Here is a 23146-nt window from a genome sequence, read left to right on the forward strand (position 1 = left end):
TGTCACCGGGCACCCCACGCCCGTGGGGCCCTGGATCTTGGTCGCGATTGCCTCCATACTGCCGTGGGTGACGTTGCGGATAGAGATCCTCGGCTCCCTCCGTGCTCATCGCGGGCAGGCGGAACTCGACCTCGGGCCGGCCCAGCAGCGAAGCGTCCTGGCCGTGCTGGCCCTGGCCGAGGGACGCTGCGCGCCGATGTCAGAGCTGATCGACGTCCTGTGGGGCGAGAGATCGCCCGCCACGGCCGTCAATGTCCTGCACACCTACGTCAAACGGCTGCGGCGCATCCTCGAACCCGATCGCCCCAGCCGCGTGGCCAGCCGCCTGCTCCCGCGCGTCGGCGACGGCTACCTGCTCAGCACCGACGAGGTCGAGGTGGACCTCTGGGAGTTTCGCGCCCTGGCCAGGCAGGGTGGCGGTCACGATCCGGTGCGGCGGGCGGTGGCGCTCTGGCGCGGCCAGCCGCTGGCCGAGCTGCGCCCCCTGGCGGGGCATCCGCTGCTGGCGGGACTGGCCCAGGAGCTGATCGTCGCCCTGGAGACCTTTGCCGAATCGGCCGTCCTGAACGGGCACGCGGTCGACGTGCTGCCCCTGGCCGAGGAGATAGGCCGCATGGCGCCGCTGGACGAGCGCGTTCACAGCGTCCTCATTGAGCTCTACCTGGCCACCGGCAGGCGGGCCGAGGCGCTGATGCACTACCGCGACATCAGCCGCAGGCTCGACGAGGAACTCGGCGTGCGGCCGGGTGCGCAGCTCGATGCCGCCCACGAGCTCGCCCTGCACGCCGACACGCTCCAGCCGGGCAAGCAGCAGGCCGCCAAGCCGCAGGCGGGCCGGCAGCCGGTCACGCCGGGGTGGGGAAGATTACCCGTCCCCGCCCAGCTCCCTCCCGACATCAGCGACTTCTCGGGCCGGCTCGGCCAGCTCTCGGCGCTGTCGCGCATCATCGGCTCCCCGGCCGACGGTCGTACGGCGATGCCGACGGCGGTGGTCAGCGGGCTGGGCGGCGTCGGCAAGACCACCCTGGCCGTGCATCTGGGGCATCTGGTGCGGGAGAACTTCCCCGACGGCCAGCTCTTCGTCGACCTGCACGGCACCGACCGGCCCGCCGCCGATCCCGCGGCGGTGCTGCACCGGCTGCTGATGTCCATGGGCGTGAACGGGTCTGTCATCCCCAAGGAGCTCGACGACCGGGTGGCGCTGTACCGCAGCAGGATGGCGGGCCGCCGGGTGCTGCTGGTGCTGGACAACGCCGTGGAGGAGAGCCAGGTGCGCCCGTTGCTGCCCGGCGCCGCCACCTGCGCCACGGTGGTCACCAGCCGGTCGCGGCTCATGGGAATGAGCGGCGCGCACCGGATCGACCTCGACGTCTTCACCGCCGACGAGGCGATGGACGTGCTCGTGCACCTGATCGGCGAGCAGCGGGTGAGGGGTGAGGGCGACGCCGCCCGCGCGATCCTGGAGGCGTGCGGCCACATCCCGCTGGCCGTCCGCGTGGCGGGCGCCCGCCTGGCCGCCCAGCCCTACCTGAGCCTGGAACGTTTTCGCAGGCAGCTGAGCAACGAGCGCCGCAGGCTGGACCACCTGTCGGCCGGTGACCTGGCGGTGCGAGCGACCTTCGGGCTGAGCTACGACGCGCTGCCGCCGGCCGTACGGCGGGCCTTCCGCGTCCTGGGGCTGCTGGACGTCGCCGACTTCGCCGACTGGACCCTGGCGGCCCTCCTGGACGAGCCGCAGGAGCAGGCGGAGCGCCTTCTCGACCAGCTCATCGACGTGCAGCTGGTGTCGGTCGCCGACGAGGACGAGACGGGCGAGCCGCGTTACCGCATGCACGACCTGATCAAACTGTACGCGGCAGAGCGGGCGGCGCTGGAGGACGACGAGGCCGCGCGGGAGGAGGCCAGGGTCAGGGCCTACGCGACCTGGCTCTCGCTCGCCGAGCAGGCGGACACGGAACTGGCCTACCGGACCCTGCCCGCGCTGCGCGGTCCGGCGCCCCGCAGGAGGCTGCCGGCGGAGCACACCGGCCTGCTGCTGGACGATCCGGTGAAATGGTTCCAGAGCGAGCGGGCGAACCTGGCGGTCGTGATCACGCAGAGCGCTCGCGAGGGACGAGCTGACCTGGCGTGGAACCTGGCCGAGGCGTGCGTGGGCTTCCACGAGATGCGCGATCTGCTGGAGGAGAGCCAGGCGGTGCACGCGGTCGCGATGGCGGCGTGTGGCGAGGACGTTCCGCGTGGGCGGGCGGTGATGGCCCGCAACCTCGCCTACCTGTTCAGCGTGCCGATGATCCAGCCGCTCGCGATGCACGAGCACGCCCAGATCGCGCTCGACCTGTTCCGCTCGGTGGGAGACGTCCGCGGCGAGATCCATGCGCTTGCGATGCTGGGCACCGCGGTGCTCGCCGAGGGGCACAGCGAGGGGCACGGCGAGGAGGGTCTGGAGCTGATGCACCTGGCGCAACGGCTGACCAGGGAGCACGGCCACGATGCGGGCTTCGACTTCGTCCACGCGGGCCTGGGTTTCTCCTACCGCGAGCGCGGCGAGCTGGAACTCGCCTCGGCGCACCTCGAGCAGGTGGTCGAGCGGGCCAGGGATCGCAAGGTGAACCGGCTGCACCTGACGGCGCTCCGCTCGCTCGGCATGGTCCGCCACTACCAGGGCCGCTACGACGAGAGCCGCGAGGCGCTGCTGCAGGGCCTGCGGCTCAGCAGGAGCCTCGGAGTGCGGCTGAAGGAGCTGCTGGCGCTGGTCGTGCTCGGCGAGAGCGGGGTGCTCACCGGGCAGCCGGACGCCGACTCCTTCCTCGACACGGCCGAGGAGCTCAGCGAGGAGATGGCCGGCGAGATCACCCGCGCCATCGTCTCGCGGAGCCTGGCCACCAGGGACCTGGTGAACGGCCACTTCGAGCAGGCGCGCGAGCGTCTGCTGTTCTCCCTGCGGGTCTTCCGCGAGCTGGGGGTGCTGCACCTTCAGGCCATGGTGCTGAAGGCCCTCGGCATCGCCCACGTCATGCTGGGCGAGAACGCGCAGGCCCTGGCGGCGTGGGAGGAGGCCAGGGGACTGTACGGGAGGATCGGCAACCGGCATGAGATGGGAGAGATCGAGACGCTCGTCGCCGGAGCCACCGGCTGACGGTGATCCATTCGGCGTCCAGTCGTGATCCATTCGGGTGGTCTAGCCTCCGTGGCGGATCCACCGCCGGATCCGCCACCGGGACCGCACCCCTCCCCGCCTGGAGCGCCCATGATCTCCGTGTCCCTGATCATCGACAATCCCGATCTGCTGGTCATCGCCATCGCCTCGCTGGCGGCCGACCCCGGCTGCAGGCTTCTGGCCAGGGCCGGCAGCCTCCCCGAGCTGACCGAGCGGCAGGGGGACCGGGCGGACGTGATCGTCGTGGACGCCGCCCTGGCCGGGCCGCCCGACGGCGCCGAGACCCTCCGGCTCCTGCGCGCCGCGGGCCACCGCGCCTTCGCGCTCGGCGAGGACGCCACCCTCGTGGAGGCGCCCGCGCAGTCCGCTCTCGCGCCCGGCCGGCTCGCGCCCGCCATCCGCACCTTGCTGGGGGTCGGCCCGCAGCTGTCGGGCCAGGAACGGGCGGTGCTGCTCGGCTACGCCTCCGGGCTCACGCTGGAGACCGCCGCGCGCCGGGCGGGCATCCAGCCGTCCACGGCCAAGAAGTACCTGGAACGTATCAAACGCAAGTACGCCGACTGCGGGCGCAGCGCCTACACCAAGGTGGACCTGGCTCGCTGCGCCCGTGAGGACGGCCTGCTCGGCTGACGGCTCAGCCGGGAAGGCCGACCGGCAGCAGGTACAGCGCGCTCTCGGCGACCCCGTCCAGCCCGAACAGCTCGTGCACCAGGTCGTCGTAGAAACCGCCGAGGGTGATCGTGCCCAGCCCCAGCGCGGTCGCCGCCAGGGTCAGGTTCTGCGCGACGTGGCCTGCCTCCAGCAGGGCGAAGCGCAGGGCCCGCGTGCCGTACCTGGGCCGGTGGATGTCGAGGTTGGCGGTCAGCAGCAGGACGGCGGGCACGCGGGTGACGTCGATCAGGCCGAGCCGCTCGTCCACCTGCGCCGAGGTCAGCCACATCGAGGTGGCCGCCAGTTCGTCGTCCGCCGGCGGCGCTCCGAGCCGTCGCAGGGCGCGGCCGTCCTCGCCGACGTGGTAGGTGCCCGGGTCCAGCCCTTCGACCTCGCGCACGACCAGACGCAGGCGCGTGCCGTACCTGGCTCCTGCGCCGGGGAACGGGCGGCGCCGGTAGGCATGGGCGGGGCCGTCGCCGAAGCGCAGCGTGCGGTCGGCCCTGGCGCCGAACGCCAGGCCCAGCAGCGAGCCCAGCTCCGCGGCGCCCACCGGGCCGGTGAAGGTACGGCAGGAGGCCCGGCGGTTCAGGGCCTCGCCCAGCGGCAGGCTGAGCGGCGGGCCCTCCGGCAGGCGCACCTCGGGCAGTCCGGGCATCGGCGGCCGGTCCTGGGACGGCTCGCCGTGGGAGTCGTCGGGCAGCGACGGCAGGATCCCCGGCGGGTACTTCGACTCCTCCAGGTAGCGCTGGTCGGCTCCCGCGTCGGCGGCCAACAGCGCGGCGACCAGCCAGCACACCGCGCGCTCCTCGTCGGGCTGGACGCCCAGGCGGTTGCAGAGCATGTGCAGCTGCGACGCCCAGATCCACAGCCGGCGCACCTCGTCGAGCCCGCGCGCGGCCAGCTCGCCGTCCGCCTCGGCCACCGTACGGCTCCAGCGGACGCACAGATCGTCGTCCTCGGCGGCGGCCAGCAGGTGGCGCAGCGCCTCGCCCTGGCCGGCCACGAGCCTGGCGGTGCGCGCCAGGGGCACGGCGGGCGGCAGGAGCTCGACCTCGCCGGTGTACCGCCAGCTCGCCGCGTGCCTGCGCAGCCAGGCCGCCGCGGCCCGCTCGTCCAGGCCGAGTCCCAGTGTGGTGGCGCGGACGAGGTGGATGGCGGCGCTCATCCGTCCTTGCGGGAAGCGCCCTGACAACGCCTCCACGGCGGTCTCGGTGGAGCGGCAGAAGACCCGCTCGGCCACGCCGATGCCCTCGGCTCCGCCGTACCTGCCGGTCTCCGGCTCGTAGGCGATCGACTTCACGATCCCGTGCGGCGTCCAGCCGGCGTCGGCGGGCAGGTCGGCGGGCGGGGCGTCCGCCAGCGCGTCCGCCACCGCCCGCTCCAGCTCCGCCGGGTCGCCGACGCCGAGGGCGCGCACGCGCAGGTGCGGCCCGCCCTCCCAGTACCTGATGAAGAACCAACCGGACGTGCGGCGGGCGGCCATGAGCGGGCCCAGGACGCCGGTGAGGAAGTCGTCGGTCCGCTCCACGGACCAGTGCACGAAGCAATGCAGGCTCGTCCAGGTGTCCACGGCAGTCCTCACGTCAGGGGAAGGGGTGGGGGTGGAAGGGCAGGTCGTCGTAGCGCGGCGGTGCGGGCAGGCGGCCCAGCCTCGCGGGCACCTCCAGCAGCCGGGGCAGGCCGCGGGTGCGGCGGTAGACGTGGCCGAAGGTCATCGGCAGCGACCCCGGCACGATCACCTTGGCGGCGTGCAGCCCGAGCCGCTCGCGGGTGACCGGCTCGCTCTGGTCGACCGCCATCACCTCCAGGCCCCGCGCCGCCAGCTGCGCCACCCACTCCGACAGGTACTCGCCCAGGTCGGGTACGGCGGGGCGGCGGGGCCACACCTCGCGCCAGGACACGGGGGTCTCCTCGCCGCTCAGGAAGGAGTGCCAGGGGGCGGCCTCGGCCAGAGCGTTGACGAAGACGTGGTCGTCGACCGTGCGGACCAGCGTGGGATCCTCCAGCATGGGCTGCAGCCGGTCGGGGTCGAAGGAGACGATGCGCGGATCCGCGGCGTTCCTGGCGTTGATGTAGACCTCGACGACGGCCGACCTGACGGCGGTGAGCGGGTCATGGTGGGCCCCGGCCGCGAACAGGGCGTTCGGCCGCCGCGGATCCGGCACGCGTCGGCGGATCATGCTGAGGACGGCCGGCACGCCGAAGTCGTTGGTGGCGTCGAACAGCAGCAGATCGTGCCCGAGCGAGCCGAGCCGGTCGGCCAGGCGGCAGATCTGCGGGTCCTCCATCGGGGTGGCGATCCGCCGCAGCGGGGTGCGGGCGTACCAGGCCATCAGGAAGGCGTCGCGCTCGGCGACCTCGAACAGTCCGTACAGAATCGCCTCGGCCAGGCTGGAGCCGAGCCCGCAGCCGTTGGAGGAGTCGTAGATCGAGCGCCTGCCGCGCAGCCGCCAGTACACCAGCTCCTCGGGCACCAGCCGGTCGCGCCCGTGGGTCAGCGACCAGCCGTGGACCCAGGCGAGCGGCAGGCCGGGAGCGTAGGGCGTCAGGCGGAAGGCCGGATGGTCCGTCAACTCCGGCTCGTGCAGGCCGAGGGCGGCCGGATCGACCGCGACGTGCGGGTCGAGCTCGGCGTGGGCGGCGCGCACGACGGTACGGCTGCCGCGCGGCGTCATGCCGGTCAGCCGCTCCAGCGCCTCGAACAACGCCACCCGCTCGGCGTCGGCGAAGTCCTCCGCCCTGCCGTACCCCGCCTCGGAGGAGTCGGCGGCGCCCGGCAACTCGGCGCTGGCCAGGGGCAGGCTGCGCGAGCCCCAGCGGAACAGCCGCAGCACCGGGCCGACCCGCCAGTCCAGCAGGACCTCACGCAGCCCGCCCGCGCCGGCCGTGCGGGGGTTGGCCTCGCGCAGGCCGGTGCCGGTGACCGGGTGCGAGGCGATCGTGATCGGGCGCGGGGAGTCGTCGGGCAGCGGTGCGCAGACCCGGCAGCCGCCGAAGGGCCGCACCCGGTGGGTGGAGACCTCCAGACTCTCGCCCCTGATCGCCCACATGACGCCGTCCTGCGGTCGCTCCGCCAGGCGCTCGACCAGGGCGGCGACCGTCGGCGGGACCGAGCCGCCCATGACCTGGCCGGTGTGCGGGGTATGGCCGGGCAGGGCGTGGATCCTGGCGTGCTCGGCGCAGGCCACGCACGCGCTCGTTCCCGGTCCGGTGAGCGGGCCGACCAGTACCAGGCCGCCGTCGCAGCGCACCGGAAGGACGGCGGGCCCGCCGTCCACGGCGCGGGCGGCCAGCTCGGTGATCGATTCCAGGGTCCAGGTGTCGAGGACGACGACGTCGAAGTCCATGCTCAGCTCCGCCAGATCTGGAAGCCCGCGGCGCTCACCGCGCAGGGCCGTTCGTCGCGGTGAGGCAGGCAGCCGGTCAGCTCGCGCAGGCGGGCCTGCAGCTCCTCCTCGTGCGCGGAGAGCGCGGCGGGCCACAACCACCGGCCCAGATCGCCGTCGCGCTCCTCCGGGGTGAGATCGGGGCAGGGTACGGCTCCGCAGACCGGCGTGACCGGCCCCGGTGCCAGAAGCGTGCCGACTGCGGCCATGGCGGCCATGGCCGCCGCCTCGTCACGGTCGCGCTCGACCGCCCAGCCCAGGCGGGAGCCGCCGCTGTCGAGGATCTCGGCGTGCCAGGCGCCGTCCAGGTCGCGCAGGCACAGCCGCACGGCGCGGCCCAGACGGCGGGTCAGGACGCGCCACCAGTGGCTGCCGGGGACCGGACCGCGCCACGGGGCGAACCCGGCGGCCAGGCGGTCGGCCAGGCGGCGCAGGAGGACGCCGCAGGCGTGCAGCTCGTCCGCGCCCACGGCCGCGCGCGCCGGGTCCTCGCCGGTGAGCGCCTGGGCGGCGGCCTGAACGGCCGCCAGATGGGCGGTGTCGGTCGTGGGACCGGCTCCGGTGACCTCGCGGCCGGGCAGCGGGCAGACGACCAGGCCGAGGGGGAGCTGGGGGTGGCCGTCCGGGACGGCGGGGGGCAGCGCTCCGAGGTCGGGGTCGGTGAGCAGCGCGGCCCGCCGGAGCGCCTCCTCCAGCGTGACACGGCGGGCGGGCGAGACCGGGGCGACCGGAGGCCAGAGGCGGTAGGAGGCCTCCAGCGGGTCGGTCTTGGCGAGCAGGACCTCGCCGGACCTGGCGGGCCATCCGGCGATCGCCCTCACCATCCGGTCGGCCGCCGCGGCTCCCAGCAGCTCGGCCAGCATCGCATCGGGCACGAGCCCGTGGCCCGCGCCGGGCAGGTGAGGGGTGGCCGGGGGGCCCGCGAGGCGGGTGGCCGGGGCGTCGGGCAGGTGAGGGGTGGCCGGGGGGCCCGCGAGGCGGGTGGTCAGGGCGTCGGCCAGGGCGGCGGCCTGGGCGGGGGGCAGGGCGGGCGTGACGAACCCCGTCGGGCCCAGGCCGGCGGCGCGGACCACCAGTACGCCCGCGATGAGCGTGAGGCCGTCCGGGGCGGGTGCCGTGCGGACGCCGATATGGCAGCGGGCCAGCGCGTCACGCGCCGCCTCCGCCAGCCGCCCCTCGCCCCGCACCGTCACGGTGGCCGCGCCCAGCGAGCGCCACGCCGCGTCCGGGTCGGGCGCCGCCGATTCCAGCCATCCCCGTACGGCCGGCGGCATGCCGTCGCCGGGCCGTACCGCCACCACCAGGTCGTGCTCCCGCAGCCGATCGAGCAGCATCCGCACGGCCTCCCGCAGAGCGGGCTCCGGGCACAGCGCGTCGAGATCGCGCTCGCTCACCCCCTCTGCGAGCAACGGCGCCAGCCGCTGCCACAGCGGCCACAGCCCGGCCGCCCCCTCCAGGCTGACCGCGCCGCTCCACGACCGCAGGTGCACACCCGTGGGCAGGCGACCGGCCCGCACCACAGGGCGCAGCCTCAGGACCGCCTCCGCGCTCACGCCGGAACTCCGCCCAGCCGCTCGCGCCACGTCCGCCCGGTGATGCGCTCGACCGCCTCGCTGAACAGGTAGGCGGCCAGGTAACGCTCCACAGGCCGCAGGTCGCACAGCGCCAGCAGGCGGTAGAGCACGTTGGTGCCGAAACGGTAGAGCCCGAAGGGCTTGCTCAACGCCACCTTCTCGAACCCGGACCGGTTGAGCAGCTGGTGGTACTCGCTGTAGTGGCGGCGGGTGAAGTCCCACCGGATCTCGGTGTCGCCGCCGAAACGGGCGGCGACGGCGGCGTGCCCGTTACGGTCGCCGACCAGGGCGGCGGTGTCGAGAGCGGCGTCGGCGTGCGCGGACGCGTCACGTGACCAGGCGCGCCAGGCCGCCGCGACGCCCTCCAGCCGGCCGGGCAGCACCCCGCCTTCCGCGACGGTGCGGACCAGCTCGGTCACCCCCGCGCCGCGCTCGGCCCACTGGCGCTTGAAGGCCGCCTCCAGGCTGCCGTCGGGATCCTCGTAGGCCAGATGGTCGGCCACGTGCGACAGGAAGGACTGGTAGCCCGCTCCCAGCCCGGTCGGATAGCCGGCGGCATGGGCGGTTATCGCGACCAGGGCGAGGGTGACACGGGAGCCGGGGTCGCCGGCCAGCTCGAGTGACCGCTCCACCGCGCCCAGGCCGAGGGCCAGCAGCTCGCACCGTTCGAGCACGGCGGCCCGCGAGCCCAGCAGGTCGATCAGGGGAGCCAGGTCGGCAGGGCGCACCAGCACCGAGTTGTCAGGGTGGAGGGGTGCGTACGGCCCGGGCACGAGCTCGGCGCGCCCGGCCAGTTCCGCCTGCCGTACCAGCTCGGCCGGATCCACCACGGCGGTGGAGGGGAAGGCCGCCAGGTGGCGTCGGCAGGCGTCGGCGGCCTCCTCCGCGGCCCGGGCGTGATCGCCGGGACCGTGGAAGCGGAGCAGGACGTGCGGCCCGCGCAACCAGTGCCGATCGAGGTGGACGCTGCCGGGAAAAGACCGCGCGAGCGGAATGAGGAATTGCCGCAACAACGGCGCCTTGAAGTCCTCGTAATAATGGCAGACAACATCGATCATACGTACCCGTCCAAGCGCGCAAAAGGGTTCTTGGATGGCCGGGACGCAGTTCCGGCGGAAGCGGCGTCCCGGCCGGTAAATCATTCGATCTCGGTGCCGCCGCAGCAGGACGACGAGCCGCAGGTGGAGCAACCGCCGCAGCTCGACGATCCTGACGAGGCGCCGGTCTCGGGCAGGGCGACGGCGTCACGCATGGCCGTCACCTGCAGACTGGACAGATCCAGGTCGGCGAGGCCGAAGTCGGCGGTAATGATCGCAGGGGACATGATTCACCTCCCAGGTGCTGGAGTTCGACTCCCGGAGTATGGGCCGCGTCCCGCCGCGATCACCTGACAGGTTTTCTGCTGTCTTGACCATGCTGCCGGAAAGGTGTACTGGCAGCGGTCGGCCAATTTTCGGACCTTGACTGTCGGGAGCCCACGTGAATACGCTTCGCCCGTTTCCACGACGCGATCGGTATCGGTGAAGAAATGAACGCTGTCGAGGTCGAGAATCTCACCAAGAATTACCGGGGAAATCCCCGTGCCGCGGTCGACGGGATCAGCTTCGAGGTACGCCACGGAGAGGTCTTCGGCATGCTCGGCCCGAACGGGGCCGGCAAGACCACCACGGTCGGCGTGCTGACCACGCGGGTGCGTCCCAGCGGCGGCCGGGTGGTCGTCGAGGGCCTCGACGTGCTGCGGGAACCGACGCGGGCCAGGCAGGTGCTGGCCGTGGTGCCGCAGCGGACCAACCTGGACCGCTCGCTGAGCATCCGGCAGGTCCTGCAGTGCCACGCCGCCTACCACGCGGTGCCCCGCGCCGAGCGGCGCAGGAGGGCCGACGAGCTGCTGGAGCGCATGGGCCTGGCCGACCGCGCGGGCGACCGCACCGACCGGCTCTCCGGCGGTCAGGCGCAGCGCGTGATGATCGCCAGGGCGCTCATGCACGAGCCGCGCGTGCTGTTCCTGGACGAGCCGTCCGGCGGGCTGGACCCGCAGTCACGGCTGTTCGTGCACGAGCGCATCGCCGAGCTGCGCGAGCGCGGCGTGACCGTGGTGCTGACGACGCACCAGATGGACGAGGCGGCCAAGCTCTGCGACCGGGTCGCCATCCTGGACCACGGCAAGGTGCTGGCGCTGGACACCCCCGGCGCCCTGGTCAGGGAGCTGCCGAGCAGCAACACCCTCACACTCGCGCTGGACTCGGCCGAGGGCGCGGCGGCCGCGGCGCTCGCCGCCGTCGAGACCGTCGAACGCGTGGAGGAGCTGCCGGGCGGGCGCGTACGCCTGTACACCTCGCACGATCCCGGTGAGGTGCTGCCCACCGTGGTCAAGGCGCTGGCCGGCCACGACCTCACGCTCGCCGGGGTGGAGTTCGCCCGCCTCGGCCTGGAGGACGTCTTCCTCCGCCTCACCGGACGGGAGCTGCGATGACCACCATCGACGAGGCCAGGGCCGCGACCCCTCGGCCGCCCGTGGCGCGCTCCTTCGCCGCCATCCTCACGCGCGACCTCGTCGTCACCTGGCGCGAGCTGCCCGCCTTCCTGACCCAGGTGGTGCTGCAGCCGCTGTTCATCCTGTTCGTCTTCGGCACGGTCCTGGGCGACCTGGGCTACGTCGGCGGCGACTTCGGAGCGGTGCTGCTGCCTGGGGTCATCGCGCTCAACGCCTTCGTCGGAGGGCTGCAGAACACCGCGCTGCCGCTGACGCTGGACTTCTCCTACAGCAGGGAGATCGAGGACCGGCTGCTGGCGCCGCTGCCGATCTGGCTGGTGGCCGTCGAGAAGATTCTCTTCGGCACGGTTCGCGGCCTGCTCGCCGGAGCGGTCATGATCCCGCTGGGCCTGCTCGTCCTGCCGGGCACCGAGATCGCCCTCGCCTCCGTGCCGCCCGCCCTGCTCGTCATGGCCCTGGGGGCCTTCGTGGGCTCGGCGATCGGGATGACCCTGGGCACCGCGGTTTCGCCCCGGGGCATCAACACCGTCTTCGCGGCGGTGCTGACGCCACTGATGTTCACCGGGGCCACCCAGTTCCCCTGGCCGCAGCTGGAGCGGCTGCCGTGGTTTCAGGTCGTCTGCGCGCTCAACCCGCTCACCTATGTCAGCGAGGCCATGCGCGCGGTCATGGTCCCCCAGATCCCGCACCTCGCGTTCTGGCTCTGCCTGCTGGTCATGGCGGTGGCCGGCGCGGGGTTCGCGGTCGCAGGCGCGCTCGGTTTCGGCCGCCGCGCCCTGGACTGAAGGAGGTGCCCGCCGCTTCCCTTCCACCCGTCAGCCGCACTCGCACATGTACGGAAAGGAATGAAACCCCATGCCGAACCTGACCTTCAACCTGGAGGACCTGGCTCTGGAGGAGCTGTCGGTCACCACGATGCGCGACGGCGTCGCGCTTCCCGAGACCGGCGCCTCCGCCTGCAGCGCGTTCACCTCGATCGCCACATCCTCGTCCTGCTGCTGCGTCGTCATCGAGTAGGGAGCGTGCGATGACCGCTTTCCCCTTCGAGGTGACGGATCTGAACCTGGAGGAGCTGTCGGTGACGGCGATGCGCGACAGCGTCGCCCTCCCCGAGACCGCCGCCTCCGGGTGCCTGACCACCTCCTCGTGCTGCTCGTGCATCCAACCCACCTGAGTGAGAGAAGGTGCCATGCCCAGTTTCGCCTTCCAGGTCGACGAGCTGGCTCTGGAGGAGCTGTCGGTGACGGCGATGCGTGACAGCGTCGCGCTTCCCGAGACCGGCGCCTCCGGCATCAGCTGCTCCAACCTGTCGATGTCGTGCAGCTCCTGCTGCTCCATCGACCCGATCTAGGAAGCCGCTCACACCCCCCGGCCGCTCACGGGTGGCCGGGGGACCACCCACGGAGGATGCGTGATGACCAGCACATTGGACAGGCCGGCAGGCAGCGGTACGGCGAGCGCTGAACTGGCGCCCTTCGCGGTGGTCAGGCGCGCGGCCCTGCCGTACCCCGAACGTCCCCAGCAGGCCGAGCCGTGGCGTGCGGCCCTGCGTGAGCTGACCGGACTGCTGCGCACCATGGAGGCGGCCGCGCCCGGCCTGGCCGACGCGCTCGCGGCCAGTGCCGCCCACCACTCCCTCGACTTCCACCGCGCCGTGGTGCTGCCGCTGCGGCGCGACGTCCACAACGGCCGGGTGCCGCGCGAATCCCTCACGGCCCGGCTCGGCGACCTGCCCGAAAGGGTGCCCGGACTGGCCGGGTGGCTGGCCGCCGCCCGCGCACGCGCCCGGCTGGAGCAGGAGCTCGCGGCCGGATGGGGCGACGCGCTGACGGCGGAACGCGAGGTCCTGGCCGGCACCTGTACGGCGGAGCCGCTACGCCAGGCCGTCACCCTCACCGGGCGCGACCTGCTGTACGGCGTGGACCGTACGGCCGCGTGCGCCGGGCGCCCCGACAAGCGCGCCCGCCAGGCCGAGCCCACCGTGCTGCGCTACGCGCTGCGCGCCACCTCCAAGACCAGCCCGCTGTCCTGGTACACCTCGGTCGGCCTCGGCTGGTGGGACGGGCGCCCTGGCTGCGACCCCCAGCCGCGCGCCTGCTCGCAGGTCAACCACGTCCTGGTCACACGGCTGCTGAACGCCCTCCTCGGAGACCCGGGCAGACGCGTGAACCTGCCGCACCGGCTCGCACCCGCCCTGCGGGAGCGCGACGGGCGGGTGGTGTACCAGCGCGACATCCCCCAGGCCGACGCCACCCACGTGCACGCGGCCCGAGAGGAACGGGTCGAACTCGCCCTCACCGGGCCGATCGCCTTCCTCCTCCGGCACCTGCGCCAGGGGGAACGCACCCCTCGGGAACTGGCCGAACTGCTGGCGCGCAACATCGCCAGCCCGGCGGCCGCGCAGGCGGCGGGCGCGTACGTGGGACAGATGATCGACGTCGGGCTCATCGTGCCGGTGTGGCCGGTCGACCCGCAGGACCCGGACGTGCTGGGCTCCCTGGCACGCTGGCTGGAGACCGCCCCGGCCACCGGCGGCGTGGTTTCGGACGGCGTGGTCGCTGATCTTCTGGTGGCGGACGGCTCGCTGGCCGGGCGGCTGGCGAGCCTGCGAGAGCGCACCGCGGCCTTCTCCAGCCTGCCCGCCGCCGCCCGCCCGGCCGCGCTCGCCGCGCTGGCCGACGACTGGCGGGAGACGGGCGGGCTCGTGGGCGCCGACCTGGCCGGGGTGCCGGTTCTCATGGAGGACGTCGTCCTCCCCCCCCCCCAGCCCCTGGGCGCCGGGCACGGCCGCGCCGACCTGCCCGCGCTGGCCCGGCTCACCCCCCTGACCATGCTCTTCGACCACCACCTGTTCGTCCGCCGCCTGGTCACCGAGCGGTTCGTCGACCTGTACGGCAGCGGCGCCCGCGTGCCCCTGTCCGCCTGCACGGAGCTGATGTCGCAGGTCTGGAGCCAGGTGCTCGGCAACAGGCAGCGCGACCCCGGCATCGAGGCCGCCCGCGAGCAGGTGCGCGAGCTGATCTCCGCCGCCGGCGACCCGCACTCGCTCGACCGCGAGATCCCCAGGGAGGCCGTCAACGCCGCCGCGGACCTGCTGCCCGCCTGGGTGCACGCCCGGCCGGTCTCCTACTCCTACTTCGTCCAGCCCGTCCCCGGCGGCGGGCTCGCGGTCAACCACGTCTACGCCGGGTTCGCCAGGTTCACCAGCCGCTTCCTGCCCCAGCTCGACCCCTCGGCCACGGCGGCCGTGACGGAATGGCTGCACCGCGTCCTGGGCCCCGACACCGTGCAATACCGCCCGGTGCTGGGCTTCAACGCCAATCTGCACCCCATGGTCACCGCCCGCGAGGTGGGCGAGGACCCGCGCTGGGCCGACCTCCCGCCCGAGGAGCTCGACCTCCTCCACGACGAGGACACCGAGCTCGTCCGGGTCGTCGACCGCGCCACCGGACGCCCCCTGAGCGTGCTCTACCTCGGCTTCCTCGTGCCCTACTCGCTACCGGACCGCACCGCGCCCCTCACCGCGGACCTGGTGTGCGGGCATCCGGCACTGTCCGGCCTCGCGGGCAGGCGCGAGACGGGCGGGGTGACGGAGCTGGGACGGCTGACCCACGACGGGATCGTGCTGCAGCGCCGCAAGTGGAAGTTCGCCGACGACGCGGCCACCGCGCTGCGCGAAGCCTTCAGGAGCGAGCATCCCGCCGTCGCCGCCGCCCGCCTCCGGGCCCGCCACGGGCTGCCCGAGCACCTGTTCGCCGAGGCGTCCACGGCCGTGGACTCACTGGCCGGGTTCCTGCGCAAGCTGCGGGCGGCCAAGCCGCAGTACGTCGATCTGGGCAACGCGCTGCACCTGCGCTGCCTGCCCGCCCACCTGGAGCGGTACCCCGAGGACATCGCCCTGGTGGAGGCCCTGCCCGTACCGGGGACCGTGGACGAACCGGTGACCGAGCTCATCGTCGAATCCTGCTGGAGAGCCTCATGAGCGAGTTGGACGTCGTCTGCTGCTACTACGAGCCCGTCAAGGCGGGGCTGCTCAGGCAGGCCGTCTTTCCCGCGCTGGAGGAGGCGGTCGCGGCGGGCGTACGCGGGCACGTCGAGCGCCACTGGCTCCACGGCCCCCACCTGCGCGTCCGCCTCCGACTTGGCCCAGGCACGATGAGCGCCGCGAACCCGGCGGACGGCATGGCCGCCTCGACGGACGGCCGGGATGCCTCGGTGGACGGCATGGCCGCCGAGGCGCCGGACCGGGTCTCCGCGCTCGGAGCGGCCGCCCCGGCGGAGCTGGCCGCTGCCGCAGAGCTGGTCGCCGATCGGTTGCGCGGCCACCTGAGCCGCCACCCCTCGACCAGCCGGCAGACCCCCGCCGAACTACTCGCCCATTCGCGCGAGGCCGGGCGCCTGGAGCTGGTCGCCGGGCCGTACGAGCCCATTTTTCCCGACAACACCGTCACCATCACCCCCGCCGACCACGCCCCGACCGCCGGGCTGCTGGGCTCGGCCGAGCTGGTACGGCTGCGCTCGCGCGTGCTCGAACGGGGCATGCCGCCGTGCCGTACCGCCCTGGACCAGCTCGCATCGGACGGCGACAGCGCGCCCGGCCGAATCGCCCTGGCGATCACCGCGATGACCGTGCACGCCGACGAGTACCCGCACGGCCTGCAGCACGGCTACCACTCCTTCCTGTCGCACGTGGAGGATTTCCTCACCTGGCACGACCCGGACGGCCGGGTTCGGCATGGTCTCGACACCGCCTGGGAACGCAACCGCGAGGCGACCGTCGACCTCGTGGCACGCATCGCCGAAGGACACCGGCCCTCCGCCGCCGTGTCGGCCTGGCGGGCCTGGAGCGCGGCGGCCCGCGCCGAGGCCGGGCAGGCCTACGACGACGGCGTCCTGGTGATGGAGCTCGGACCCGGCTACGCCGCACGCGCCGCCCTGCTCGACGATCCGCGCACCGCCCGGCGCTGGGACCCGGGCGCCCCGCGCGAGGTCAGTGAATACCACCGGGCGCTGCGCTCGGTGGACTTCACCCGGCCTCCGCTCGGCCGCAGCTTCACCGTTTACCGGTTCGGCACGAACATGCTCTACCAGCTCCTGGCCGTCTGCGACGTCACCCCCATGGAGCGGTACCTGGCCGCCTCGATGATGGCCCGCGCGGTCCAGCAGGTGACGGGCACCAGCTGGCGCGAACAGCTCGGGGCGCCCCTCGGGTCGGTGGCGCGATGACGGAGGTGCTCCGGCTGCGCCCGGTCGTCCACGCCGCCCCCACCGCCGACGGGGTGCACGTACGCGGGTGGACGTCGAGCTTCACCGTCAAGGGCGGAGCCGGGCTGTGGCGGCTGTGGGAGCAGCTCGCCGCGGCCCTGGCGGGCGGCGTGCCCGCCCCCGCGCTGGCCGCCCCACCCGGCACCCCGGAACCGGTCGCCCGCGCCATCGAGCTGATCATCGGCCAGCTGCGCGAGCACGACATGCTCGTGGCCGTGCCGCAGGGGTGGGGAGAACCGGGCCCCGACCTGCCGCCGATCGCGGTGGCCGCCTGGCTTGAGTCCTCGGCGGTCGACCCCGCCGCCGCGTGGCACCGGCTCGCCGGGACGGTGTTCACGGTCTGCGGCGCAGGCGCACCGGCCGCCGCCGCCGAGCGCGCCCTGGCCGCAGCGGGGATGCGCTACCGCCGCGTACCGGGGCCGGCCTCCACGCTGACGCTGGAGGCGTCAGACCAGCTCGCCGTGGTGGCCGGGTGCCTGGGAGAGGTCGGCTACGCCGTACCCCCGGGCTCCGCCGACACGGCGGCAGCGCAGGCCGCCGCCGTGGCCCGCCGCCTGCCGGGCGGGTCCACCGAGACATCGGCGAAGGAGGCATCCGCCGACGCGACCCCCCGCCTGTCGCACGGGCCCGCCGCGGAGCCGCCCGAGGTCCTTTGCGCACTGGTGGCCGGGGCTGCGGTGCACCGGTTGCTGTGCGCGGCGGCCGGGCTGCCCGACCCCTCCCGGGAAGGGCGCGAGACCCCCACACCGCACCACGCGGTCCTGGTCGCCCGCCTCGACCCGCTCAGGATGGCCTATCACCCCTGGCCCGACGCCGAGCCACCCCGCGAGGCGCTCTCCTGGGAGGAGGCCATGGCGGCACTCGACGTCCTCGGCGATCCTGAGCTGGGCCTGGTGCCCGCCCCACAGGCGCAGGATCTGCCCCAGCTCCCCGTCAACCTGGCCGCCTGTGGCGAGATGGTGGGCTACGGCACCACACTGGACGCCGCCCGCCTGCACGCCGCCCTGTCCGCGGTCGCCCGGCCCTCCGACGTGGCCATCGGCATGGATCACCTGCACGCCCGCGGCCTGGCCCTGCGCCTGGCCACCCATCGCGACCGGCTGGAACCGGTGGAGGCCGTGGAGCTCGTGGAGGAGGCGGAGTGGGCCGGCGATCCCGCGGCGCGCCGCTGGTGGAAAGCGCTGACCCTACGCCTGGCCGTACCGGCGAGCATCGAGGTGGTACGGCTCGCGGCCGGCGTGGTGCATGCCCAGGTGAGTGCACGCGGGTGCGTCCTCGGCTGGGCGGTGGAAGCCGAAGCGGGCGAGGCGGCAGCCTTCGCCCTGCTCGCGGCGACGGCGAGGGAACAGGCGCGCCGAGCGGGCCGGTCGATCGCCGAAGGTCCACCGGTCTGCGGCGCGACCCCGGCATGGCAGCCCTCGCCCCAGCCGCTTCCCTGGGGGTACCGGGACCATGCTTGGCCGTCTGGTTCCCGCGAAGGCGAGGCCCGCTTTCAGCAGGCCCTCGCAGCCCTGGCCGGCGAGCATGAGACCCCTGGAGCTGAGGCCACCGAAATCGGGGCCACCGCGCTCAGGCCGGCCGCACTCGTAGCAGACGAAGCCGGGGTCGGCGGGCCGTGGGCGATTTCGGGTCTGGTCGCGGTCCGGGTACCCCCTGCCCGCGCGGCGCGGCCGCTCGTCCTCGGACGCGCCCAATGAAGATCCGCTCCTGCGCGACAGAGCTACGCGACACGGACGCCGAGGTGCTCTTCCTGACCCGGTACCGCCTGGCCGAGCTGGAGGAGCTCGCCGCCCGCACCAAGAGCAGACGGCATCCGTTGCTGCCGATCTGCCACGAGGGCGCACTGGTCCTGATCGGCCCGGTCCAGGGCCCCCAAGGCGGCGTCTGCCCGGCCTGCGCCGAGACCCAGCGGCTGGCCGCGTTCGGGACCGCCGTCCCGGTGGGCGACCCGCGGCTCACCCTGCGAGGTGTGGCATCGCCCGCCTTCCAGCCCGCTCTGCTGGAGCTGGCGGCCACGATGCTCGCCGACGCCGAGCAGCACGCGGACGTCGTCTACGCCCTGCGGACCGACCACGGCTCCATGACCCACCACACCGTCATGCCCCGCACCGAGGGATGCCCGACATGCGCACCGCGGCCGACGGAGGAGCCCATCGCCCAGCCATCGCCCCCAGCTGCGACGGCCGTCGCACAGACGTCGTCCCCCACCGCAGAATCCGCTGCCCGAGCACCGCTGCCAGCCGTCGCGGGCACCTTGCGGACCCACAACCCAAGGACCGAGGGCTCACGCCTGCACGACACGCTCATCGACTCGCGTTACGGCCCAGTGGCAGGTCTCAGACGCAGTGGCTCCCTGGCCCTACCCACGGTGGCCGCGATGCTGGCCGGTGACCCGGACGGGCAGGTGGCCGGGTTCGGCCGGACGGGGGACTTCGCGCAGTCGGAGCGGGTGGCCCTGTTCGAGGCGGTCGAGCGACTCAGCGGCATGCGCCCGCACGGCGGCCTGGCCGGCGCGGCCGGCACGGGTGGCGCGGGCAGGGTGGCGCGGGCGGGTGGCGCAGGCGGTGCGGTGTGGGCGGCCTTCGCCGACCTGGGCCCGGACCGCGCGGTCGATCCCGCCACGCTGGGCCTGCACGAGCCCGACCGGTACCGGACCGACCCCCACCGCACCCTGGTCCCCTACACCCCCGACGTGCCGACCACCTGGGCTCAAGGTTGGTCCTTCACCCGCTCCACGCCCCTCCTCGTCCCCGAGCACGTCGCCTACTGGGGGCTGCCACGAAGCGACGCGGCCAGGTTCGTGGCTGAGACCTCCAGCGGTTGCGGGCTGGGCAACAGCCTGGCCGAGGCGGTGCTGCACGGCTTCTTCGAGGTCGCGGAGCGCGACGCGTTCCTGATGGCCTGGTACGCGGGCACCCCGCTGCCCCGCCTCGCCGTACCGGACGATCATCCCCTGCTGCCCCACCTGGTCGATCGCCTCGACCACCGTGGGTACGTCCTGGAATTCCTCGACGCCACGAACGATCTCGGCGTCCCCGTCGCCCTGGCGATGGCCCGGCAAAGGGACGGCAGGCAGCCCGCGGCCTTCTTCGCCGCAGGAGCGCATCCCGATCCGGTGGCCGCGATGGTCTCGGCCGCCGCGGAGATCGCCGTGGACGTCGAATCCGCCGCCGACCGGGCCAGGCGGGCGCCGGGCGACTACACGAGGGAGCGGCTGCTGCGCCTGCTCGACGACCCGGACCGGATCCGCACCATGGAGGACCACGTCGCCGTGTACGGCTTGCCGGAGGCGGCAGGGAAGTACGCGTTCCTCCTGGAGGACGCTCCGGAACCGGTGCCCGCCCCCGCTCCACCCGGCGGCGACCTGTGGGCGGTTCTCGACCACTACGTCGGCCATCTGCGTGGGCTCGGCCTGGAGCTCGCCGCCGTGGACCAGAGCCATCCCGTCATCCGCGACCGTTTGGGCCTGCATGCGGCGAAGGTGATCGTGCCGGGCACGCTGCCGATGACCTTCGGCCACGCCAACCGGCGCCTGCGCGGCCTGGACCGGCTCTGGAGCGTCCCCGCCCTCCTGGGCCGCCGCCCCACACGTGGACCCGACCGCCTGCCACCCCACCCATTCCCGTGACGGAGCCTCTCGTGGCGGAGTCCCCTGCCCCGTCGGCCGACGGCATCGACTTACCAGCCGACAGCATCGCCGCCGTCCTGTCCACCGTCTACGAGCACGGACCGGGCAAGGGCCCGCACTCCGAGGGCCCGGTACGGCCCGAGCCGCCCGCCGTTCCAGGCACCCCGCTGAGCTCGCTCGCGGCCTGGGGTGACTTCGGCGCCGCCCTGGCCAGGCTCCTGACGGACGTGCTCACCCCGACCCGCTGGGAGCCGCACAACCCGTTCAACGACCACCGCGCCTACCCCTCGCCGCGCGCCGCCTACCTGATCGAGCCCTGGCTGCGGATCGGCATCAGTGCCTGGCGCGTCGACCTGGTCCGGCGCACCCTGGCCGGTCCCGGCTCGCCGCGCCCCGCCCGGAGGGTCAGGCTGGATCTGCGGCGCCGTCCGGACCGGCTGCCCGCCGGCTACGGCTCGCTCGCCGAGGCCCTGGCCGAGCTGGAAGCCGGGCACCTCATGGGAGCCCTGGCCGAACGCGCGCCCGGCTATGGGCTCACCCTCGTCCCGGATCCCGCGGGCGTCACGATCACCCCCGGCGCCTCGGCCGCCGTCGCCTTGCCGCTCCTGCCCTCCTGGCGCAGCGCTGGTCTGGGGCCGCGCGGCGTGTCGGCCGACCCCAGGCCCTTGCCGGAGTCGGCTGTCCGGGCGGTCGCCGAGGCGCTCACGGATCCGCCGCCGGGCTCACCTGCCGCGACCTCGCGCCTGAGAGTACGGCTGGCGCTCAGGAACGTGACCGGCTTGCCGGACGGCTGGTACGCGCTGTCTCCCTTGGAGCCGCGAAGGTGCGACGACCGCCACCCGCCGTCCCCCCTGGAAGTACGACAACCGGGCGCCGCGATGGCGGCGGTCCAGGCCGCCTTCACCTACCCGCCCGAGCAGATCCACGTAGGCGGCATGAACCTAGCCGTTCTCATCACCGCCGACGTCGGGCGCGTGGTGCGGGAGGAGGGACCCCAGGCCTACCCCGCTCTCCTGCGGGCCGCCGGAGCGCTGGCGCAGCACGCCTGTACGGCTGCGGCCGTACAGGGCCTGTTCTGCCGCCCAGTGCGCAGCGTCAGGGAAGCGTCCCTGGAGGCCGCCGCCGGCGCACCCGCCGCTCATGACCTGCTCTACCTGGCCCTGGTCGGACGCCCACGGTTCGCCTCGCTCTCCTACGACCTGACGCCGCTGGCCCGTGACGCTACTTCGTGATCACGCTCTCGAGGCTCGTCGAAGTGCTCACCGATCTGGACCTGCTCCACGACGGCTCCGTTCCGGAGATCCGATCCTGGATCGAACGCGTCACATGCGACCTCGCACCAGGCTTCATCGAGCTGATGGCCCGGATCGCCGGCCGGTTCGGCGCCAAGGGGCCACGCTGGTACGCCTGGGCCTGGGCCCGCATCGACGAGAACGCGACGGACGGATATCGGTGGCTGCTGATCCGCCGCAACCTGACCACCGGCGAGCTGGCGTTCTACCGCTGCTACGCTCCCGACCGGCAGCCGCTGATGGCGCTGGTCAAGATCGCAGGGATTCGCTGGGCGGTGGAGGAGTCCTTCCAAGCGGCCAAGGGCCAGGTCGGCCTGGACCACTACCAGGTGCGGGGCTGGACGGCCTGGCACCGGCACGTGACCCTGGCCCTGCTCGCCCTGGCCGTGCTGGCGGTCATCGCCGCCGCCCAGCCGTCCAGTACCACCAACGACCGCATCCCGCTGACACTCCCCGAGATCCGCCGGCCGCTCGCCGCCCTCGTACTGATCCGGCACCGCTCCCTCACCGACGTTTCGCACTGGTCACATTGGCGCCGACGCCACCAAGCCACGGCCCGGCACTGCCACTACCAGCGTAGACCCGACCCATGATCGCGAAATGTCACTGGAGTACTAGGCGGGCCAGCGGCCCGCGGTTCTGGCGGTCTCGATCGCGGCGCGGCCTGCCGGGCGCATCCGGCCGGCGGCCGTCAGCGCCTCGGCCTTCGCGACATTGATGCTGGACCAAGGGCTCCGCCGGGTACGCGGCGAGTAGCGCTGCAGGTAGTAGTCGCCGTCGAACGCCCTGCGGTGGCTGTCGATCCAGCCGTGGCACAACGCCTCGTCCAAGGCCTCGTCGAGGGTGACGGTCGTCGCGTTGCCGTTCTTCTTGGCGATCAACAGCCAGACGTCGCGGGCGGTCTCGTGGTGCTCGGCGAGCCATGCCCTCCAGGCGGCGGCGTCGTCCAGGAGCAGGGCGTTGTCGGTCATCGTGGTCAGCCCTTCCGGCCCGCGAGGACGTCCATGTAGTGGTGGTTGACCATGACACCGAGGATGTTGCCGAACGGGTCGCGCACCGAGGCGGTGACGAATCCGGGGCCGCGCTCGGTCGGCTTCTCGAACGGGGTGGCCCCCATCTCCAGCAGTCGTTCCCAGGTCGCCTCCAGGTCGTCGACGGCCCAGTAGACGATCGCTCCGCCGTCCTCGGTGCTCCAGCCGTCCGGAGCGAACCGCGCGTCGATGATGCCGAGCTCGTGCTGGTAGTCGCCGACGCGGAACTCCACGTAGGCCGGGTCGCCCTGCTCGGGCCGCTGGAAGTAGGCCCGCACGCCGAGGAACTCGGCGTACCAGTCACGGGCGGCGGCGACGTCATGGGCGTAGAAGCTGATGGTGGTGAGTCCGCGGAGCATGTCCTTCTGCCTTCCGTTCGGTGGCTTGTGAGAACGATCCTTCCAGGCAAAGTGCTCATCAAATGAGCACTTTCCTGGCATCGTCGAAGAGTGAGAGCGGATCGCCTGGTGGCCGTCCTGCCGCTGATGCGGGCCACGTTGTCGGCGCCGACGACCGGCCGCAGCGCGGCGTGCTTCACACCGCCACCGTCGCCCATATAGACGACCTCAGGCGCGAGCACGTCGAGCAGGCCCTGCAGGTCCCCGTCCTCCAGCGCCCGCACGAACGACTCCGGAGCAGCCCGCGTCTCGCTCTGGGAAACCACC

At 73.5% G+C, this 23146-nt stretch carries 19 protein-coding genes and 1 pseudogene; 13 read left to right on the plus strand and 7 right to left on the minus strand.

What is annotated here, in order from left to right:
* The first annotated feature begins 67 nt into the window (after nucleotides 1-67).
* Nucleotides 68-3136 carry an AfsR/SARP family transcriptional regulator gene (locus tag ACQP10_RS21240; protein WP_346021039.1) on the plus strand — a complete coding sequence of 1023 codons (3069 nt, stop codon included), beginning with the start codon at nucleotides 68-70 and terminating at the stop codon, nucleotides 3134-3136.
* A gap of 111 nt (nucleotides 3137-3247) precedes the next feature.
* Nucleotides 3248-3787 carry a response regulator transcription factor gene (locus ACQP10_RS21245; RefSeq protein WP_346021038.1) on the plus strand — a complete coding sequence of 180 codons (540 nt, stop codon included), beginning with the start codon at nucleotides 3248-3250 and terminating at the stop codon, nucleotides 3785-3787.
* 4 nt (nucleotides 3788-3791) lie between these two features.
* Here ACQP10_RS21245 and ACQP10_RS21250 read toward each other — a convergent pair whose 3' ends face one another.
* The 5 genes from ACQP10_RS21250 to ACQP10_RS21270 form a co-directional block, all read right to left on the minus strand.
* Nucleotides 3792-5381 (minus strand): thiopeptide-type bacteriocin biosynthesis protein, encoded by a 1590-nt coding sequence (locus ACQP10_RS21250; protein ID WP_346021037.1) that lies wholly within the window; start codon nucleotides 5379-5381, stop codon nucleotides 3792-3794.
* Nucleotides 5382-5394: 13 nt separating this feature from the next.
* Nucleotides 5395-7158 carry a TOMM precursor leader peptide-binding protein gene (locus tag ACQP10_RS21255; RefSeq protein ID WP_433539564.1) on the minus strand — a complete coding sequence of 588 codons (1764 nt, stop codon included), beginning with the start codon at nucleotides 7156-7158 and terminating at the stop codon, nucleotides 5395-5397.
* A 2-nt stretch (nucleotides 7159-7160) separates the two neighbouring features.
* Nucleotides 7161-8750 carry a hypothetical protein gene (locus ACQP10_RS21260; RefSeq protein ID WP_433539565.1) on the minus strand — a complete coding sequence of 530 codons (1590 nt, stop codon included), beginning with the start codon at nucleotides 8748-8750 and terminating at the stop codon, nucleotides 7161-7163.
* Nucleotides 8747-9829 carry a hypothetical protein gene (locus ACQP10_RS21265; RefSeq protein WP_346021034.1) on the minus strand — a complete coding sequence of 361 codons (1083 nt, stop codon included), beginning with the start codon at nucleotides 9827-9829 and terminating at the stop codon, nucleotides 8747-8749. Before ACQP10_RS21265 ends, ACQP10_RS21260 begins: the two co-directional genes overlap by 4 nt.
* Nucleotides 9830-9909: 80 nt before the next feature.
* On the minus strand, nucleotides 9910-10095 hold the full coding sequence (locus tag ACQP10_RS21270; protein WP_189249865.1) for a thiazolylpeptide-type bacteriocin: 186 nt from the start codon (nucleotides 10093-10095) through the stop codon (nucleotides 9910-9912).
* Between the two features lie 204 nt (nucleotides 10096-10299).
* On the opposite strand from ACQP10_RS21270, the gene ACQP10_RS21275 reads away from it, so the two are divergent.
* From ACQP10_RS21275 to ACQP10_RS21325, 11 genes and pseudogenes are all read left to right on the plus strand, one after another.
* Nucleotides 10300-11244: an ABC transporter ATP-binding protein gene (locus tag ACQP10_RS21275; RefSeq protein WP_346021033.1), complete on the plus strand. Its 945-nt coding sequence runs from the start codon at nucleotides 10300-10302 to the stop codon at nucleotides 11242-11244.
* Nucleotides 11241-12050 (plus strand): ABC transporter permease, encoded by an 810-nt coding sequence (locus tag ACQP10_RS21280; RefSeq protein WP_389998492.1) that lies wholly within the window; start codon nucleotides 11241-11243, stop codon nucleotides 12048-12050. The genes ACQP10_RS21275 and ACQP10_RS21280 overlap by 4 nt, the downstream gene beginning before the upstream one ends.
* A 70-nt stretch (nucleotides 12051-12120) precedes the next feature.
* On the plus strand, nucleotides 12121-12282 hold the full coding sequence (locus tag ACQP10_RS21285; RefSeq protein WP_346021031.1) for a thiazolylpeptide-type bacteriocin: 162 nt from the start codon (nucleotides 12121-12123) through the stop codon (nucleotides 12280-12282).
* A gap of 10 nt (nucleotides 12283-12292) precedes the next feature.
* Nucleotides 12293-12439: a thiazolylpeptide-type bacteriocin gene (locus ACQP10_RS21290; protein ID WP_329579955.1), complete on the plus strand. Its 147-nt coding sequence runs from the start codon at nucleotides 12293-12295 to the stop codon at nucleotides 12437-12439.
* Nucleotides 12440-12454: 15 nt separating this feature from the next.
* A complete protein-coding gene (locus ACQP10_RS21295) occupies nucleotides 12455-12616 on the plus strand; it encodes a thiazolylpeptide-type bacteriocin (RefSeq protein ID WP_329579958.1) in 162 nt (53 codons plus the stop codon).
* Nucleotides 12617-12679: 63 nt separating this feature from the next.
* Entirely contained in the window at nucleotides 12680-15247 is a 2568-nt protein-coding gene (locus ACQP10_RS21300) for a lantibiotic dehydratase (protein ID WP_433539566.1), read from the plus strand.
* Nucleotides 15244-16491: a hypothetical protein gene (locus ACQP10_RS21305; protein WP_433539567.1), complete on the plus strand. Its 1248-nt coding sequence runs from the start codon at nucleotides 15244-15246 to the stop codon at nucleotides 16489-16491. Before ACQP10_RS21300 ends, ACQP10_RS21305 begins: the two co-directional genes overlap by 4 nt.
* The gene (locus tag ACQP10_RS21310) at nucleotides 16488-18227 is read left to right on the plus strand and encodes a hypothetical protein (RefSeq protein ID WP_433539568.1); all 1740 of its coding nucleotides are present in this window, start codon (nucleotides 16488-16490) and stop codon (nucleotides 18225-18227) included. Before ACQP10_RS21305 ends, ACQP10_RS21310 begins: the two co-directional genes overlap by 4 nt.
* Nucleotides 18224-20158 carry a TOMM precursor leader peptide-binding protein gene (locus ACQP10_RS21315; RefSeq protein ID WP_346021027.1) on the plus strand — a complete coding sequence of 645 codons (1935 nt, stop codon included), beginning with the start codon at nucleotides 18224-18226 and terminating at the stop codon, nucleotides 20156-20158. Before ACQP10_RS21310 ends, ACQP10_RS21315 begins: the two co-directional genes overlap by 4 nt.
* Before the next feature lie 11 nt (nucleotides 20159-20169).
* Complete coding sequence (locus ACQP10_RS21320) at nucleotides 20170-21390, plus strand: hypothetical protein (RefSeq protein ID WP_433539569.1); 1221 nt, start codon at nucleotides 20170-20172, stop codon at nucleotides 21388-21390.
* Nucleotides 21391-21539: 149 nt separating this feature from the next.
* A pseudogene (locus ACQP10_RS21325) lies at nucleotides 21540-22043 on the plus strand (IS701 family transposase); the annotation flags it as partial.
* A 21-nt stretch (nucleotides 22044-22064) separates the two neighbouring features.
* On the opposite strand, the gene ACQP10_RS21330 reads toward ACQP10_RS21325, so the two are convergent.
* Both ACQP10_RS21330 and ACQP10_RS21335 read right to left on the minus strand, forming a co-directional pair.
* Nucleotides 22065-22421, minus strand: coding sequence for a YdeI/OmpD-associated family protein (locus tag ACQP10_RS21330; protein ID WP_346021024.1), 357 nt, complete (start codon nucleotides 22419-22421; stop codon nucleotides 22065-22067).
* Nucleotides 22422-22426: 5 nt separating this feature from the next.
* Complete coding sequence (locus tag ACQP10_RS21335) at nucleotides 22427-22840, minus strand: VOC family protein (RefSeq protein ID WP_346021023.1); 414 nt, start codon at nucleotides 22838-22840, stop codon at nucleotides 22427-22429.
* Nucleotides 22841-23146 lie beyond the last annotated feature (306 nt).

It is taken from the genome of Streptosporangium sandarakinum (assembly GCF_050942225.1).
In the GTDB taxonomy this organism is placed as follows: domain Bacteria; phylum Actinomycetota; class Actinomycetes; order Streptosporangiales; family Streptosporangiaceae; genus Streptosporangium; species Streptosporangium nondiastaticum.